This window comes from Curtobacterium sp. MCPF17_003, assembly GCF_003224385.1.
Classification (GTDB): domain Bacteria; phylum Actinomycetota; class Actinomycetes; order Actinomycetales; family Microbacteriaceae; genus Curtobacterium; species Curtobacterium flaccumfaciens.
In genome coordinates this window covers 148,445-165,859 of sequence record NZ_QKLC01000007.1, presented here as the reverse complement: position 1 = coordinate 165,859, position 17,415 = coordinate 148,445, and the positions used below count along the sequence as shown (strand labels likewise).

Sequence of the window (17,415 nt, the reverse complement as noted above, 5' to 3'; positions counted from 1 at the left end):
GCCATCCGGCGGGCAGGTCACCCGGCGGGCAGGTCGTCCGGCGGGCAGGGTGCTGAGCGGGCACAGTGGTGACATGGAGTTCGCGGACGTCGCCAGGGAGCTGCTGCTCGTCGCGCCGCAGGACTTCGTCGCCGAGCGCACCGCACGAGCGCGCGCGGTGCGGAAGGACGACCGTGCCCTCGCCACGGCGATCGGGAAGCTCCGGAAGCCCGCCCCGGCGGCCTGGGTGATCGACCTGCTCGCCCGCGACGGCGCCCTCGACGACGCCGTCGACCTCGGACCGGCGCTCCGCAAGGCCCAGGCCGACGCCGACCCCGACGCGATCCGGACCCTCCGTCGGCAGCGCGCCGAGGTCGTCGACGCCCTCGCGCAGGCCGGTGCGGACCTGGCGTCCGACGCCGGACACCCCGTCACCCCGGCGGTGCTCGAGCAGGTCCGGTCGACGATCGAGGCGGCGATGGCGGACCCGCACGCCGGCGCGGCCGTCCGGTCGGGGCTGCTCGTGACGGCGCTCGAGAGCGTGGGGTTCGACGCGGTCGACCTCGACGGGGCGCTCGCGGATCCGGACGCGGTCCCCGATGCCTGGTCCGGCAGCGATGCCCCACCCATCCCCATCTCCCAGGCGAGGGGTGCGCGGAAGGCGAGCCGTGCCTCCAGGCCCGCGCAGCGCGACGCCCCGGAGCCGGACGCCGAACCCGATACCGATCCCGATCCCGAACCGGAACCGAAGCGCGACCCGGCCGCCGACCGGAAGGCCGCGCGCCAGGCCGAGACCGCAGCGCGCACGGAGTCCCGCGACGCCGACGCAGCACTCGACACCGCCGAGGCCGATCTCGAACAGGCGGAGGAGCGCCGCGCGGAGCTCCAGCGTGCCCTCGAGCAGGCCGAGGCCGAGATCACCCGGCTCGAGGCAGCCCGCGACGAGGCCGAGGCGGCGAGCGACCGGGCGCGAGACGTCCTCCGCGCCGCGCAGGAGCACCGTCGGAAGGTCGGTCGCTGAGCCGTCCGGTCGGACCTCATCACCTCGGATGAAAAGCTGCCGCACGGCTCGGTCCCCGTCCGGCGCGGCCCATACGCTCGCGTCATGACCTCCCTCCTCCGCCGGTACCGGCACCTGCTGGCCCCCGCCGCCGGCGCCGTGTACCTCGTGCTCTGGATCGTCGCCGAGGCCGGACGTGCGGGGCTCGCCGACCACGTCGTGGTGGTGTCGGCCCTCGCCGTCGCCATCGGCCTCTCCGCGTGGATGCCCGCGACCGCGCTCGGACTGGTCGTCGGCATCCCGCTCCTGCAGGCGGCCCGGCTGCTGACCCGGCCGACCGACACGACCTGGCCGGAGTACCTGGCGATCGCGATCGTCGTCGGCGTCGTCGGCGCCGGTCGGTCCGACCTGCTTCGCTACCTGGCGGTCCCCGTGCTCCTGCTCGCGAGTGCGGCGGCCGCCTGGGCGATGGCGGTCCCGACCGCTGCCGACCAGGACGTCTGGGGCAGCTGGGTGGGGAACTCCGGCGGGACCCGGTCCGACCTCGTCACGATCACCTTCGCGTTCGTCGGGGTCAGCGGTGTCACCTGGGCGGTCGGTGTGGCCATCGGTGCCGCGTGGCGGATCGGCCTCGCCCGGGTCCGGGTGATCGAGGCGCAACGCCGCACCGAGGTGACCACGACCGAGCTCCGGGCCGAGCAGGAACGCGCACGGATCGCCCGCGACGTGCACGACTCGCTCGCCCACTCACTGGCGGTCGTCGTGTCCCAGGCCCAGGGTGCCGCGGCCATCGCCGTGCGGGACGAACACGCCGCCCGGGCGCTGCAGGACATCGCCGACGGGAGCCGCTCGGCACTGGGTGACGTCCGGGCGCTGGTGGAACGCATCCAGGCGAGTGACGACGCCGACCGCCACGGGCTGCCCGACGTCCCCGACCTGGTCGAGGACATGCGGGAGCTCGGGATGACCGCGACGTTCGAGGAGTACGGCGCCGGGCTCCTGCCCGCGGGCAGTGCCAGTGCGCTGCACCGGATCGTGCAGGAGAGCCTGACGAACGTGCTGAAGCACCAGGGGCGGACAGCGACGGCCCGGGTGGCGCTCGACTGGCGCGGTCCGGGGCTGGGCGTCGTCGTGACGTCACGGGGGAGTGAACCCCTCGTCGAGCTCGACGGTGTCGGGTCCGGTGTCGCCGGGATGCAGGAGCGTGCCCGACTGTCCGGCGGCTGGCTGCGTGCCGGTGTCGGCGACACCCCGGACGAGTGGGTCGTCACCGCGTGGCTGCCGACGACCGTCGCCGTGCCGACCACGGCGACGGCCGACACCGACAACGACCCCGTCCTGCCGGAGCACGTCCGATGAGCGCCGTCCGCGTCGCCGTCGTCGACGATCAGCGACTGTTCGCCACCGGGATGCAGATGCTCGTCGATGCCCAGGACGACATGACCTGTGTCGGGGCCGCCGGCGACGGTGCCGCCGCCCTTGAGCTCTGCGCCGCCGAACACCCCGACGTACTGCTGCTCGACCTGCGGATGCCGGTCATGAACGGCATCGAGACCCTGACGCGTCTCGTCGCCTCGACCCAGGACCGGCCACGGGTCGTCGCGCTCACGACCATCCGCCGCGACGATGCCGTGCTCGCCGCACTCCGCGCCGGCGCCGCCGCGTTCCTGACGAAGGACGCCCTGCCCGAGGTCGTCATCGCGACCATCCGCGACGTGCACGCCGGCCGACCGGCTCCGACCGAAGCCGAGGCGCTCGACCTGCTGCGCGCGCAGGGCACCCCGGCCGTGACCGACCGACGCGACGAGGTCCTCGACGCGCTGACGGCCCGCGAGCGCGAGGTATTCCTGCTCGTCGCGAAGGGGCTGAGCAACGCGGAGATCGCCGAGTCGGTCTTCCTGAGCGACGCCACCGTGAAGACCCACGTCCGCGCCGTCCTGACGAAGCTCGGACTCCGGAACCGGATCCAGGTCGTCATCACCGCACACGAACGCGGCCTCGTCCGCGCCTAGGGGGAACCATGCAGATCACGAACCGCGTCGCGAAGACCGGCACCCTCGTCGTCGTCCTCGCCGGGCTGGCCGCCGCCGTCGTCCACGGCCTGCCCGAACGCGCCGACGTCGCGGTCGCACCCACCGTCGAACAGGACAGCACGGCGTGGGCGATGCCGCTCGACGCCTTCGTCGCACCGGCCTCGTCGAAGACCGCGTACGCGGAGGACCTCGTGGCCCAGCCCTGCCTGCGGAAGGCCGGCATCGACGACCCGGCTCCCTGGGCGACCGCGACCGGGCTGCAGGCCGACGACGACGCGGCCGACACCGCCGCTCGGGCGAACCCCTCACCCGCACTCGCGACCACCCGGCCCCTCACCGCGGCGCTCGCCGAGACCCGCGGTTACCACGGGCCGTCCGCCGCCGGTGCGAACCACGAGGGCATGCGGCAGTGGGGGTACGACCCGGACCGCCAGGCCGCGTTCGCCGCGCTCCCGGACGACGTGGCCGCCCGCTGCTGGAACGCAGCCCGGAAGACCCTCGGCACCACGCTCCGTGGCACCGAGCAGACCGCATCCGAACTGGCCCAGCGCCTGACGTACCTGGCGGCGCTGGACGCACGCCAGGACGACCCGGTCCGCACGGCCGCGGCCGGGTGGCGCACCTGCATGGCGCCGTCCGGTGTGCCGGACCTGCCGGCGGGTCCGGAGGGCATGCCGACCCCCTCGATGCACGTCAGCGCCCGTGACGGCGACCGGGTCGTCCTGTTCTCGGACGATCCGGGGAAGGCCGAGGTCGCCGTCGCCGAACGGGACGTCGCGTGCCAGGAGTCATCCGGCTACCGCGGCGCGCTGTACGCGGCGGAGTGGGAACGGCTGCTGCACGTCACCGCGACCGACGCGGCCGCGCTCCGGAAGGGCTCGACGCGGCAGCCGCAGGTGGACGCCCGCCTCGACCGCGTGATCGCGCGGCTCGCCCCGGCGGCACCGACGGACGTCGACTGACCCGGCGTTCGCGGGGAGCGGTCCTGGGGGGAGCGCCCCGCGCCCGCCGCGTGGGGACGACGGACGGGAGGCCCGTGGCGGGACGGCCACGGGCCTCCCGTCCGTCCCGGCGCACGTCCGGATCGTGACGTGCGACACGCCCGGACGGTGCTGCTAGACTCGGTGACTGACTTCGGCGAGGGCTGCGCACGCGCGGCCGTGATCGACGCGGTGGGATACCCGGCAAGACCCTGGGATCGTTCCTCACGCGTGCACGCGTTCGAGTTGCAACACCACAGACCCCCACGATGCCGGCACTCCGGCGTCGTCCACGACACCAGGAGGCACCATGGCCGACTACACCAAGCTCGCAGCGGAAGTCCGCACCAAGTTCGGCAAGGGCGCTGCTCGCAAGCTCCGCGCGGCCGACAAGATCCCCGCGGTCGTCTACGGTCACGGCACCGAGCCGATGCACATCTCGCTGCCCGGTCACGAGACCATGCTGCTCGTCCGTACCGCCAACGCGGTCGTCGACCTCGACATCGAGGGTGCTGCGCAGCTCGCCCTCGTCAAGGACGTCCAGCGTGACCCGGTGCGCCAGATCATCGAGCACATCGACCTCGTGGTCCTCCGCCGCGGCGAGAAGGTCACGGTCGACGTGCCCGTCGTCATCGAGGGCGAGTCCTTCTCCGGCACCATCCACGTGCAGGACCTCAACACGATCTCGCTGCTCGTGCTCGCCACCGACATCCCGGAGCACGTCTCCGTGAACGTCGAGGGCCTCGAGGACGGCGTGCAGATCCACGCCTCGCAGCTCGAGCTCCCCGAGGGCGCCGAGCTCGAGACCGACCCCGAGGCGCTCGTCGTCGCGATCGTCACCCCGCGTGGCACCGCTGACGACGACGCCGCGGACGAGGCCTCGGCCGAGGCCGGCGCCGAGTCGGGTGCCGAGGGCTCCGCGGACTCCGAGTAACACCCCTTCGAAGACATCTGGTCGACGCTGTGACGGATCACATCCTCGTCGTGGTCGGGCTCGGGAACCCCGGGCCCGACTACGCCGGCAACCGCCACAACGTCGGCCAGATGGTCCTCGACGAACTCGCCTCCCGCATGGGAGCGACGTTCAAGAAGCACAAGACGCCGAACCAGGTCGCCGAGGGGCGCCTGGTGCCCGGCGGCACACGACTCGTGCTGGCGAAGCCCGGGTCGTTCATGAACACCTCGGGCGGACCGGTCTCCTCGGTGCTCGGGTTCTACAGCGCCACCCCGGCCGACCTCGTCGTCGTGCACGACGAGCTCGACCTGCCGTTCGACACCGTCCGCCTGAAGGGCAACGGCGGCCACGGCGGGCACAACGGGCTGCGCGACATCATCAAGGCCACCGGCACGAACGAGTTCATGCGCGTCCGGGTCGGCATCGGACGTCCGCCCGGTCGGCAGGACCCGGCCGACTACGTGCTGCGTGACTTCTCCGCAGCCGAGAAGAAGACGCTGCCGATCCTGCTGGCCGACGCCGCCGACGCGGTACAGGCGATCGCCGAGGTCGGGCTGCTCGCCGCACAGCAGCGCGTGCACGCTCCGTCCTGAGCACTCGGCGCTGTTCGCCCGTCGCGCACGCCGCGGCCGGTGTCGGTGGCGGCCGGTACCATCTCCTGAGTGACGATCTCGGGCATCATCCCTGCGCTCTCGCGCGCCTCCGCCTTCGATCGCGTGCTGCGCGCCGCACCGCGCGACGCCGACTTCTCCGTCGTGGACGGCCTGCGCGTGCCGCTGCTCGGCGCGCTGCTCGCCGAGCGCAACGGTCCGCAGTGCGTCCTCGTCATCACGGCGACCGGGCGTGAGGCCGAGGCGGTCCGCGAAGCGTTCGGCAGCTACGTCCCCGACGCCGACGTGCTCGAGTTCCCGGCGTGGGAGACCCTGCCGCACGAACGCCTCAGCCCGAGTGCCCAGACCGTCGGCACGCGCATCGCGACGCTCCGGAAGCTCGCTGCGTGGCAGGCGGCGGACCCGGCCGAGCGGCGCCAGACCATCGTCGTCGCGAGCGTCCGCGCCGCGCTGCAGCCGATCGCGAGCAACCTGACGTCCCTGGCGCCCGTGGTGCTGCGGACCGACTCGCGGGGCAACGACCTGGCGGCGATCGCGTCCCAGCTGGTGGACCTCGCCTACTCGCGCGTCGACCTCGTCACCCGCCGTGGTGAGTTCGCGGTCCGCGGTGGCATCCTCGACGTCTTCCCACCGACGGCCGACCACCCGGCACGCATCGACTTCTTCGGCGACGAGATCGAGGCGATCAAGGCGTTCTCCGTCGCCGACCAGCGCACCACCGAGGACGACCTCGGGTCGGTCGAGCTCACCGCCTCGCGCGAACTCCTGCTCAGCGACGACGTCCGGCAACGGGCGCGCGAGATGCTGCACGAGTTCCCGAACCTGTCGCAGATGCTCGCGAAGATCGCCGAGGGCATCCCGGTCGAGGGCATGGAGTCCCTCGCTCCGGCGCTCGTGCAGGACCTCGTGCCGATGACCTCCTACCTGCCGGACGACGCCACCATCGCGGTGTTCTCGCCCGAGCGGGTGAACGGCCGCGCGAACAGCCTCGCCGAGACGAACACCGAGTTCCTGCAGGCGGCCTGGAGCGCAGCGGTCGCCGGCGCCCAGGCCCCGATCGACCTGGACGCCGGCAACTTCCTGACCGTGCAGCAGCTCAAGAACACCCGCGGGCAGCGCACCTGGTGGACGGTGTCGCCGTTCGACTCCGGCCTCGACGAAGGGGACACCGAGCGTGTCCTCACCGACGCCGAGGCCGCTGCCGAGGCCGGCGAGTACATCCGCGTCCGGGCCGAGGCCGTCCCGAGCTTCGCCGGCAGCGCCGACGGGGCGATCGCGCACGTCAAGTCGCTGACCGACGACGGGTGGGCCGTCGTGGTGACCGCGCAGGGCCAGGGCCTCGTCGAGCGTGCGGTGCAGGTGCTCGCCGACGCCGGGGTCGCCGCCCGTGCCGATGCCGTGACCGCGCCGCCCGAGCCCGGCGTCGCCGTCGTGACGACCGCGACCGTCGAGCACGGCTTCGCGATCCCCGACCCCCGCATCGCGGTCCTGAGCGAGGCGGAGTTCTACGGCCGCAGCGTCCAGCAGGGTGCCCGCACCGTCAAGAAGCTCGCGAGCCGGCGCAAGAACGTCGTCGACCCGCTGCAGCTCAAGCCGGGCGACGTCGTCGTGCACGCGACCCACGGCATCGGCAAGTTCGTCGAGCTCGTCAGCCGCGAGGTCTCCAGCGGCGGCCGCAATGCCGTCAAGACGCAGCGTGAGTACCTCGTGCTCGAGTACGCGCCGTCGAAGCGCAACTACCCGGGTGACAAGCTCTTCGTGCCGACCGACCAGCTCGACCAGCTGTCGCGGTACGTCGGCGGCGAGTCCCCGACGCTGTCGAAGATGGGCGGCTCGGATTGGTCCGCCGCCAAGTCGAAGGCTCGCAAGGCCGTCCGCGACATCGCCGTCGACCTGGTCAAGCTGTACTCGGCGCGCATGGCGTCGAAGGGGCATGCGTTCGGTCCGGACACCCCGTGGCAGCGCGAGCTGGAAGAGGCGTTCCCGTTCGCCGAGACCGCCGACCAGCTCACCACGATCGACGAGATCAAGCGCGACATGGAACGCCCGATCCCGATGGACCGCCTGCTCTCCGGCGACGTCGGCTACGGCAAGACCGAGGTCGCGATCCGTGCCGCGTTCAAGGCCGTGCAGGACGGCAAGCAGGTCGTCATGCTCGTCCCGACGACCCTGCTCGTCCGCCAGCACATGGAGACGTTCCAGGAGCGCTTCGCCGGGTTCCCCGTGCACCTGCGCGCCCTGAGCCGGTTCCAGACCGAGAAGGAGTCGAAGGAGACCATCGCCGGGCTCGCCGACGGCACGGTCGACATCGTCATCGCGACCCACCGGATCCTGTCGCAGGGCATCACCTTCAAGGACGTCGGACTCGTGATCATCGACGAGGAACAGCGGTTCGGCGTCGAGCACAAGGACCAGCTCAAGAAGTTCAAGACGAACGTCGACGTCCTGGCGATGTCGGCGACCCCGATCCCGCGCTCGCTCGAGATGGCGGTCACGGGCATCCGCGAGATGTCGACCCTGGCGACCCCGCCCGAGGACCGCCACCCCATCCTGACCTTCGTCGGGCCGCAGTCCGACCTGCAGGTGGCGGCGGCGATCCGCCGCGAGTTGCTGCGCGAGGGCCAGGTGTTCTACGTGCACAACCGCGTGAAGGACATCCAGTCGGTGGCCGCGCACCTGGCCGAGATCGTGCCGGACGCCCGCATCGCCGTGGCCCACGGGCAGATGTCGGAGACCACCCTCGAGCAGGTCATGGTCGACTTCTGGGAGCGCCGCTTCGACGTCCTCGTCTCGACGACGATCATCGAGACGGGCCTGGACATCGCGAACGCGAACACGCTCATCATCGACAAGGCGGACAAGTACGGCCTGTCGCAGCTGCACCAGCTGCGCGGTCGAGTCGGCCGTGGGCGGGAGCGCGGGTACGCGTACTTCCTCTACGACTCCGACAAGCCGCTGTCCGAGACCGCCCAGGACCGCCTCGAGACCATCGCCGCGAACAACGAGCTCGGCGCGGGCATGCAGGTCGCCATGAAGGACCTCGAGATCCGCGGGGCCGGCAACCTGCTCGGCGGGGAGCAGTCCGGCCACATCGCGGGGGTCGGGTTCGACCTGTACCTGCGGATGATCGGCGAGGCGGTGTCGCAGTTCCGTGGCGACGTGGCCGAGGGGCAGACCGAGCTCCGGCTCGAGATCCCCGTCGACGCGCACATCCCCGAGGACTACGTCGAGTCCGAGCGACTCCGGCTCGAGGCGTACCAGAAGCTCTCGGCGGCCTCGGCCCCGACGGCGCAGCCGAACGCGATCGACATGGTGCTCGACGAGCTCACCGACCGCTACGGGCAGCCGCCGCAGGCCGTGCAGACCCTGGTCGAGGTCTCCCGCCTCCGTCGCATGGCGCAGCAGGTCGGCCTGTCCGACGTCGTGGTGATGGGCTCGAACCTGCGGGTCGCCGGCAAGGAGCTCGCCGACTCGTCGCAGGTGCGGCTCAAGCGCATGTTCCCGGGGGCGCGCTGGTTCCCGCAGCAGAACGCGACGAGCATCCCGATGCCGCGTCCGCACGACCAGGCGCTGCCGGACGACGCCCTCATCCAGTGGGTGGAGAGCATCCTCACCGCCGTGTACGGGGCGACGACCCCGGCCGAGGCGCCGGCCGCGTAGCCGTCCACGGCGCGCACGCCGTTCGCGACGATCCACGCGTCGAACGACGCGCGCTCTGTCGCGGAACGAGTGCAAACCCCGGCCCGCGAGTCGCTACTCGGTGTCCTCGGCCTCGGACAGCTCGCGGCGCGCGCGGTACGCCCGCGCCCGCAGGGTGACGACGACCGCCGACGCGACGATGGCGATGCCCGAGCCGACGAGCACGGCGAGGACGCCCTCGTCGAGGATCTCCTCGTTGCGGGCGAACGCCAGCTCGTTCATCAGCAGCGACACCGTGAACCCGATGCCGCCGAGCACGCCGACGGTGATGATCGAGAAGAACGACAGCGACGAGCGGCCGGGCGAGCGGAAGATCCGCGTGGCGATCGTGCCGAACAGCGTGATGCCGATCACCTTGCCGACCGGCAGTGCGAGGACGACCGCCCAGAACGTGGGGGAGAGCTCGCTGATGCCGACCGAGGGGATGATGACGGCGGCCGACGCGAACGCGAACACCGGCAGCACGATGGCGTTCGACCACGGCTCGACGTTCTCGTGCAGGGTGTGGCCCGGGCGGCGGGGCAGCACGAGCCCGAAGGCGACGCCGGCGATCGTGGCGTGCACACCGGAGTGGTAGACGAGCCACCAGGTCAGGAGCCCGACCACGACCATCGCCACGATGATGAGCGTCTGCCCGCTGCGCCCCGGACGGAGCATCCGGCCGAGCAGCCAGAACGCCGCGAGGGTGACGACAGCGCCCGCGAGGGCCAGGAAGTCGGTGTCGTGGGCGAACACCACGGCGATGATGATGATCGCGATGAGGTCGTCGAGCACGGCCAGCGCGAGCAGGAACACCCGGATGCCGCTCGGCAGCCCGCGACCGAACATGGCGAGCACCCCGAGCGCGAACGCGATGTCGGTCGCCGTCGGGATCGGCCAACCGTGCGTGTACTGCGTGCCCGCGGTGACGAGCAGGAAGATGCCGGCCGGGACGAGCACGCCGCCGACTGCCGCGATGGCGGGGATGATCGCGGTCTTGGGGTTCGACAGCTCGCCGTCGACGAGTTCCTGCTTCAGCTCGATCGCGACGAGCAGGAAGAAGACCGCGAGCAGACCGTCGCTGATCCAGTGCGCGATCGACAGGTCGAGGCCGAGGGCACCGAGCGGCAGGTGCGCGTCGAGCAGCCGTTCGAGGCCGGGGCCGACCGGCGAGTTCGCCACGACCAGGCCGAGCACGGCGGCGGCGAGGAGCGCGATGGCGCTGAAGCGGGGGGAGCGGACGAGGGACGACATGGATCTCCGTCTCGAGGGGTCGGGTGAGTGTCCGTCGACCAGACTTCCCGACACACCACGGCCAGTCTACGCGGGTGGCACGATGACCAGATGACCGCCGTACCGGACCTCGTGACCGTCGTCGACCGCCTGCTCGCCGAGGACGGCGGGTGCGTCTGGAACCGGGCGCAGACCCACGCCTCGCTCGCGCGCTACGCCGTCGAGGAGTCGTACGAACTCGTCGACGCCATCGACGACGGCGACCCGGACGACGTCCGCGAGGAACTCGGCGACCTGCTCTACCAGGTGGTCCTGCACGCGGGGATCGCCGCCCGCGCGGGGGAGTTCACCCTCGAGGACGTCGCCGCCGGGGTGCGGGACAAGATGACCAGGCGGCACCCGCACGTGTTCGGTGACGAGACGGCGGACACCGTCGAGGACGTCGTGCGGGTCTGGCGTGCGGCCAAGGCGGCCGAGAAGGCGAGCCGACGGAGTGCGTTCGACGGGGTGCCGCGGGCGATGCCGCCGCTGGAGCGCGCGGTGAAGCTACTGGAACGCCTGGAGGAACGTGGGGATGCCGACGCGGTCGTCGCGTCCGTCGTCGGGGCCGGGGCCGGGTCCGGCTCCGGCGTCGGTTCCGGCGTCGGCCTGGAGGCCCGTGGTGCGTCCGCCGCGCCGGCGGCGGACGACGGCGTGGGGACGGTCGACGCTGAGTGGGGGCGAGCGGTGCTCGGGGAGGTCGCGGCTGCGGCACGACGCGGGGTGGACCCGGTCGCGAGTCTGCGGGCCGCCGTGTCGGCGCTGGAGGAGGCCGGTCGGGCCGTGGAGTGATCCCTGGTGCGCGACGTCGGTCCGGGCTCGGAGAATCCGGGCAGGGGAGAACGGGCGCCCTCCCAACCCGAAAAAGAGAGGACGCCCGTGAGCGGGCGTCGGCTCCACCAGGGAGAGGGGCCGACAGGGAAGCCCGCTCGAACCGCGGGACGCACTGCAGCACGTCGCCCCGCGAACGGTCCGGAGCGTGGATCAGGCACGCTCTGGACCGAGGTTCTGCATGCAGTATGCCAGTAGGTCGGCAGGCGCGCAAGTCGAAAGCGCCCGTCTGCCAGAATTGACCGCATGGCAACGACCGTGACGGCACCCCGTGGCATGCGTGACTTCCTCCCGGCGGACAAGGCCCGGCGCGAGCACGTGCTCGGTGTCGTGCGGGACGTCTACTCGCGGCACGGTTTCGACGAGATCGAGACCCCGGTGGTGGAGGACGCTGCGCGGCTGCACTCCGGGCTCGGCGGCGACAACGAGAAGCTGGCGTTCGCGGTGATGAAGCGCGGGCTCACCACGGAGGACCTGCGGGCAGCCGAAGCACCGCTGGACCTCGCCGACCTCGGTCTCCGGTTCGACCTGACGGTCCCGCTGGCCCGGTTCTACGCCTCGCACCGTGCGGAGCTGCCGTCGGTGTTCCGATCCGTGCAGATCGCGCCGGTCTGGCGCGCCGAGCGCCCGCAGAAGGGCCGCTACCGCCAGTTCGTGCAGTGCGACATCGACATCCTGGGGGAGCCCGGGCAGCTCGCCGAGATCGAGCTCATCCGCGCGACGACCGCGGCCCTCGACGCCCTCGGGGTCAGCGGCACGACGATCCGGATCAACGACCGCCGGATCCTGCTGGCGCTCCTCGCGTCGTGGGGGATCACCGAGCCCGCCGCCGACCGCGCGCTCATCACGATCGACAAGCTCGACAAGATCGGTGCGGACGGCGTCGCGGCGGAACTCCGCAGCACCGTGGGCGCCGACCTGCCCGGGCTCGAGGACACCATCCGCGCGCTCGAGGCCGCCGACTGGGCGTCGGTCGAGGGGGCGCCGTGGCTCGACGCCGAGGCCTTCGCCGACCTGCTCCGCCTGCGCGAGGCGCTGCCCGGGGTCGACCTGCGCTTCGACCCGACGCTCGTACGCGGCATGGGCTACTACACGGGCACGATCTTCGAGGTCGCGCACCCCGACTTCGGCTACAGCCTCGGTGGCGGCGGCCGGTACGACGGGATGATCGGCCGGTTCCTCGGGCAGGACGTCCCCGCGGTCGGGTTCTCGCTCGGGTTCGAGCGGCTCGTCGACCTCGTGACCCTCCCGGACTCCGCCGAAGCCGACGCCGTCGTGCTCGTGTACGACAAGGACGTCGACCCGGTCCGGCTCGCCGCGCTGAAGACCGAGGCACTGGCGTCCCACCGACGCGTCCGGCTCGAGCGCCGCACGAAGAACACGAAGAACCTGCTCGCCGGCCTCGCCGCCCAGGGCTTCACGGCGTTCGCGACCGTCTCGGCGGACACCGCGTCGCTCGAGGGCGTCGAGTTCCGCCCGCTCGACTGAGCACCCAGTCCTCGTTCCAGCACGGACTCGTCCACAGCCCGGCGTCACGGCCGACGTCGTGTTCACCTCCGCTCGCTAGGATCGACACCGCAATCACCACAACCAATGTGTAGGGAGTACCCCGTGGCCCTGATCGATGCCGTAGGCGCACGCGAAGTCCTCGATTCCCGAGGCAACCCGACGGTCGAGGTCGAGGTCCTCCTCGACGACGGCGTCGTGTCCCGCGCGCTCGTCCCGTCCGGTGCATCCACCGGCGCGTTCGAGGCGTACGAGCTGCGCGACGGCGACGCCTCGCGCTACGGCGGCAAGGGCGTGCTCAAGGCCGTCGACGCCGTCCTCGACGAGATCGGCCCGGCGCTCGAGGGCTTCGACGCCACCGACCAGCGCCTCGTCGACGCCGCGCTCATCGAGCTCGACGGCACCGAGAACAAGTCCCGCCTCGGCGCGAACGCGATCCTCGGTGCCTCGCTCGCCGTCGCCCGTGCCGCAGCCGACTCGGTCGACCTGCCGCTCTTCCGCTACCTGGGCGGCCCGAACGCGCACACGCTGCCCGTCCCGTTGATGAACGTCGTCAACGGTGGTGCCCACGCGGACACCAACGTCGACATCCAGGAATTCTTCCTGGTGCCCTACGGCGCCGAGTCCTTCTCCGAGGCACTCCGCTGGGGCGTCGAGACCTACCACGCCCTCAAGGGCGAGCTGAAGAAGCAGGGCCTGGCCACCGGCCTCGGCGACGAGGGCGGCTTCGCGCCGGAGCTCGCGTCGAACCGCGCGGCGCTCGACTTCCTGCTCACCGCGATCGAGAAGGCCGGCTACACGCCCGGCAAGGACATCGCCGTCGGGCTCGACGTCGCGTCCACCGAGTTCTTCTCGGACGGCAAGTACCAGTTCGAGGGCAAGCAGCTCTCGAGCCAGGAGTTCACCTCCTACTTCGCCGAGCTCGTCGCGAACTACCCCCTCGTCACCATCGAGGACCCGCTGGCCGAGGACGACTGGGAAGGCTGGTCGCACCTGACCGCCGAGCTCGGCGACAAGGTCCAGATCGTCGGCGACGACCTGTTCGTCACCAACCCGAAGCGTCTGCAGCGGGGCATCGACGAGAAGGCCGCGAACTCGATCCTCGTCAAGGTCAACCAGATCGGCACGCTCACCGAGACGCTCGACGCGGTCTCGCTCGCGCACCGTCACGGCCTGACCTCGATCCTGTCGCACCGCTCCGGCGAGACCGAGGACACCACGATCGCGGACATCGCGGTCGCGGTCGACGGTGGTCAGATCAAGACCGGCGCCCCGGCCCGCTCGGACCGCGTCGCGAAGTACAACCAGCTGCTCCGCATCGAGGAAGAGCTCGGCGACGCCGCGGTGTACGCCGGGCGCTCGGCCTTCCCGCGCGCCGCGTCGCTGTAGCCGGCCCGGCCAGCAGTACCCGCACCACCGAGACGCCGTCCTCCTCCGCGAGGACGGCGTCTCGTCGTGTGTGCGGCCCCGAAGAGTCGAGCGGTCAGGACGTGCCGCGCGCGCTGCGTCCAGTGGTCACGAGTCGTCGGCTGGCCCGGGCCTGACCGACAGGACGTGACCACCGGACGTGCGTCGGGCGGTGTGTGGTGACCACTCCAGGTGCGGGACTTCAGGGGCGGGCCGAAGCCGTGCCTCCCGGCTGCCTCGATCGGACCCGGACCCGTCCGCCGTCTGCAAGACGCCGTCGTGTCAGGCTGACGCCGCGAAGTCCGTGAGACGCCGCCGAATCCGGAGGCGTCTCGACGAGACGACGGCGTCTTCGGCTGGGCAGAGACGTGACGACGCGAGACGCTGGGAGGGCGCCGAACGGCCGCGTGCCGGGCGGCCGGACCGACCGTGCCGGGTTATCGTCGGACCGTGCCCAGCCAGAAGCCCCGCGTCCGCCGCGTCCCCGTGGCGATGCCCGACGGCAGCACGCCCGCGCAGCCCTGGTACCGCTCGATCCACTTCTCCGGGTTCAGCCTGCTCATGCTCGCGATCATCGTGCTCTTCGTGGTGGTGCTCGCGCCGTCGCTCCGGACGCTCATCCAGCAGCAGGAGCAGATCGCCCAGCAGCAGCAGGAGGTCGCGAGCCAGAAGGCCGACGTCGCGCAGAAGAAGCAGGACGTCGCGCGCTGGGACGACCCGGCGTACATCGAGGCACAGGCCCGCGACCGACTGCTCTACGTGTACCCCGGCGAGGAGAGCTACCTCGTGATGGGCACCGAGGGCGGGGCCGCCGACACGACCCCCACCACCGACTCCGGCACCCCCGTGAGCGCGAAGGTGCAGACGCCCAAGGTCGACTGGGTGCAGGCGATGCTCTCGTCGGTGCTGCAGTCCGGGCTCACCGACGAGCGGGCAGCCGACCTCGTCGCGCCCGACGTCTCCGGGACGGGCGAGAGCAAGTAGTCCCGGACCGCGGGGCGCGGAGCCGTCCGGCCCGACGGTGCCAGGGGTTCCGCTTCTCCGGTAGGCTCACGTTCCCGTGACGACCCCTCCCTTCGACCCGCCCTCCGACCGCGACGTCCAGGTCGTGTCGGCGCAGCTCGGCCGACCGGCACGTGACGTCATCGGGATCGCGGCACGCTGCGTCTGTGGCAACCCCACCGTCGTCTCCACGAAGCCCCGGCTGTCGAACGGCACCCCGTTCCCGACGTTCTACTACCTGTGCCACCCCGCGGCCACCGCTGCGGTCAGCACCCTCGAGGCCAACCAGGTGATGCCCGAGCTGGCAGCCCTGCTCGAGGACCCCGAAGTCGCCGCGCAGTACCGCACGGCCCACGAGTCCTACCTGGCCGATCGCGAGTCGATCGAACACGTCGACGAGATCGACGGCATCAGCGCCGGTGGCATGCCCACCCGCGTGAAGTGCCTGCACGCCCTCGTCGGCCACGCCCTCGCCGCCGGACCCGGCGTCAACCCCATCGGCGACCTCGCGCTCGAGCGCGCGGACTGGTCGCCCTCCCGGTGTGAGTGCCGGGCGTATGATGACGGTGCAGACGCTGGAGTCGGGGCGGGTGGCGGCGAAGTCTGACTCGACTCCCGCACACCCCCATCCAAGGAGATCATCCCCCGTGCCCAAGATCCTCGTCGTCGGCGGCGGTTACGCCGGTTTCTACACCGCATGGAAGCTCGAGAAGCACCTTCGCCAGGGCGAAGCCGAGGTCGTCATGGTGGACCCGCTGCCGTACATGACGTACCAGCCGTTCCTGCCCGAGGTCGCCGCCGGTTCCATCGAGCCGCGTCACGCGGTCGTCGCGCACCGTCGTCACCTCAAGAAGACCCGCGTCGTCACGGCGAAGGTCACCAAGGTCGACCACGCCACCAAGACGGCGACGATCACCCCGACCGAGGGCGAGGCGTGGGAGGAGTCCTACGACCAGATCGTGATGACCGCCGGCGCGGTGTCCCGCACGTTCCCGATCCCGGGCGTCGCGGACGAGGCCATCGGTCTGAAGACCATCGAGGAAGCCGCGTCGATCCGTGACCGCATCCTCAGCAACTTCCACAAGGCGGCGAACCTGCCGGCCGGTCCCGAGCGCGACCGCCTGCTCACCGTCGTCGTCGTCGGTGGCGGCTTCGCCGGCATCGAGGTGTTCGCCGAGCTCCGCTCCTTCGTCACCGACCTGCTGAAGAGCCACCCGCAGCTGTCCTTCGACGACACGCACTTCCACCTGGTCGAGGCGATGGGCCGCATCATGCCCGAGGTCTCGCTCGAGACGTCGCACTGGGTGCTCAAGAACCTCGCCGAGCGGGGCGCGACCGTGCACCTCGAGACCCAGCTGGCCTCGGCCGTGGGTGGCGTCTGCGAGCTCAAGACGAGCGACGGCGCGATCGAGACCATCCCGTCCGACCTCATCATCTGGACCGCCGGTGTCATGGCGAACCCGATGGTCAAGGGCACCGACTTCCCGCTCGAGCAGCGTGGCCGCATCCGCGTGCAGCCCGACCTGCGCGTGGTCGACGACAACGGCGTGATCGCCGACGCATGGGCCTGCGGCGACGTCGCAGCCGTGCCGGACCTGACCGGTGGCGGTGTCGGCGGGTTCTGCGTGCCGAACGCACAGCACGCCGTGCGCCAGGCCAAGCAGCTGGCGAAGAACGTCGTCGCGACCATCCGTGGCGAGGCGACGACCGACTACAAGCACGAGAACCTCGGTGCCGTCGCGGGCCTCGGCCTGGGCACCGGTGTGTTCCAGTCCGGCAAGTTCGCCATGAAGGGCTTCCTGGCCTGGGGCGCGCACCGCGGCTACCACGGCCTGGCCATGCCGTCGTGGGAGCGCAAGTGGCGCGTCATCGGTGACTGGGTCGGTGGCTTCTTCCTGGGCCGCGACATCGTGTCGCTCGACGACCGCGAGACCCCGCGTGCCGCGTTCGAGGCGTTCGCGTCCCGTCCGAAGCCCGCTGCCGAGGCCCCGGCCGCGCCCGCCGCGGCCCCGGCTCCGGAAGAGGGCAAGGTCGCCGGTGCTGCCGGCCCCGTCTACGGCGAGCCCGCGAAGGACGTCTCCAACGCCGCCGAGCCGGTGAAGGCCGAGGCCGACGCCAAGTAGCAACACTCGTCACGAAGGCGGTCACCTGCGAAGGGTGG

General features: G+C 71.7%; 14 protein-coding genes. 13 read left to right on the top strand and 1 reads right to left on the bottom strand.

The genetic code is table 11. The annotated features are described in order from the left end of the window. Positions 1 to 73: 73 nt before the first annotated feature. From DEJ30_RS09440 to mfd, 7 genes are all read left to right on the top strand, one after another. Complete coding sequence (locus tag DEJ30_RS09440) at positions 74 to 1,000, top strand: hypothetical protein (protein ID WP_110860741.1); 927 nt, start codon at positions 74 to 76, stop codon at positions 998 to 1,000. Positions 1,001 to 1,084: 84 nt separating this feature from the next. Beyond that, positions 1,085 to 2,338, top strand: coding sequence for a sensor histidine kinase (locus DEJ30_RS09435; RefSeq protein WP_110860739.1), 1,254 nt, complete (start codon positions 1,085 to 1,087; stop codon positions 2,336 to 2,338). Next, the gene (locus DEJ30_RS09430) at positions 2,335 to 2,991 is read left to right on the top strand and encodes a response regulator transcription factor (RefSeq protein WP_110860737.1); all 657 of its coding nucleotides are present in this window, start codon (positions 2,335 to 2,337) and stop codon (positions 2,989 to 2,991) included. The genes DEJ30_RS09435 and DEJ30_RS09430 overlap by 4 nt, the downstream gene beginning before the upstream one ends. Positions 2,992 to 2,999: 8 nt before the next feature. Then, positions 3,000 to 3,974, top strand: a complete 975-nt coding sequence (locus tag DEJ30_RS09425; RefSeq protein WP_110860735.1) for a hypothetical protein — start codon at positions 3,000 to 3,002, stop codon at positions 3,972 to 3,974. Positions 3,975 to 4,302: 328 nt separating this feature from the next. Continuing rightward, a complete protein-coding gene (locus DEJ30_RS09420; protein ID WP_110860733.1) occupies positions 4,303 to 4,926 on the top strand; it encodes a 50S ribosomal protein L25/general stress protein Ctc in 624 nt (207 codons plus the stop codon). 29 nt (positions 4,927 to 4,955) lie between these two features. Further along, a complete protein-coding gene (gene pth / locus DEJ30_RS09415; protein WP_110860731.1) occupies positions 4,956 to 5,540 on the top strand; it encodes an aminoacyl-tRNA hydrolase in 585 nt (194 codons plus the stop codon). A gap of 69 nt (positions 5,541 to 5,609) precedes the next feature. Continuing rightward, complete coding sequence (gene mfd / locus DEJ30_RS09410) at positions 5,610 to 9,218, top strand: transcription-repair coupling factor (protein ID WP_110860729.1); 3,609 nt, start codon at positions 5,610 to 5,612, stop codon at positions 9,216 to 9,218. Between the two features lie 93 nt (positions 9,219 to 9,311). Here the strand turns inward: mfd and nhaA are convergent, their stop codons facing one another. Further along, complete coding sequence (nhaA, locus tag DEJ30_RS09405) at positions 9,312 to 10,490, bottom strand: Na+/H+ antiporter NhaA (protein ID WP_110860727.1); 1,179 nt, start codon at positions 10,488 to 10,490, stop codon at positions 9,312 to 9,314. A 90-nt stretch (positions 10,491 to 10,580) separates the two neighbouring features. On the opposite strand from nhaA, the gene DEJ30_RS09400 reads away from it, so the two are divergent. The 6 genes from DEJ30_RS09400 (at position 10,581) to DEJ30_RS09375 (ending at position 17,377) form a co-directional block, all read left to right on the top strand. Beyond that, positions 10,581 to 11,300 (top strand): MazG family protein, encoded by a 720-nt coding sequence (locus DEJ30_RS09400; RefSeq protein ID WP_110860725.1) that lies wholly within the window; start codon positions 10,581 to 10,583, stop codon positions 11,298 to 11,300. Between the two features lie 285 nt (positions 11,301 to 11,585). Next, entirely contained in the window at positions 11,586 to 12,827 is a 1,242-nt protein-coding gene (gene hisS / locus DEJ30_RS09395; protein ID WP_110860723.1) for a histidine--tRNA ligase, read from the top strand. Between the two features lie 123 nt (positions 12,828 to 12,950). Then, positions 12,951 to 14,234, top strand: a complete 1,284-nt coding sequence (eno, locus tag DEJ30_RS09390) for a phosphopyruvate hydratase (RefSeq protein WP_027464494.1) — start codon at positions 12,951 to 12,953, stop codon at positions 14,232 to 14,234. 468 nt (positions 14,235 to 14,702) lie between these two features. Then, entirely contained in the window at positions 14,703 to 15,236 is a 534-nt protein-coding gene (locus DEJ30_RS09385) for a septum formation initiator family protein (protein ID WP_110860721.1), read from the top strand. 76 nt (positions 15,237 to 15,312) lie between these two features. Then, positions 15,313 to 15,861: a DUF501 domain-containing protein gene (locus DEJ30_RS09380; protein WP_110860719.1), complete on the top strand. Its 549-nt coding sequence runs from the start codon at positions 15,313 to 15,315 to the stop codon at positions 15,859 to 15,861. Positions 15,862 to 15,901: 40 nt separating this feature from the next. Further along, positions 15,902 to 17,377, top strand: a complete 1,476-nt coding sequence (locus tag DEJ30_RS09375; RefSeq protein WP_110860717.1) for an NAD(P)/FAD-dependent oxidoreductase — start codon at positions 15,902 to 15,904, stop codon at positions 17,375 to 17,377. Positions 17,378 to 17,415 lie beyond the last annotated feature (38 nt).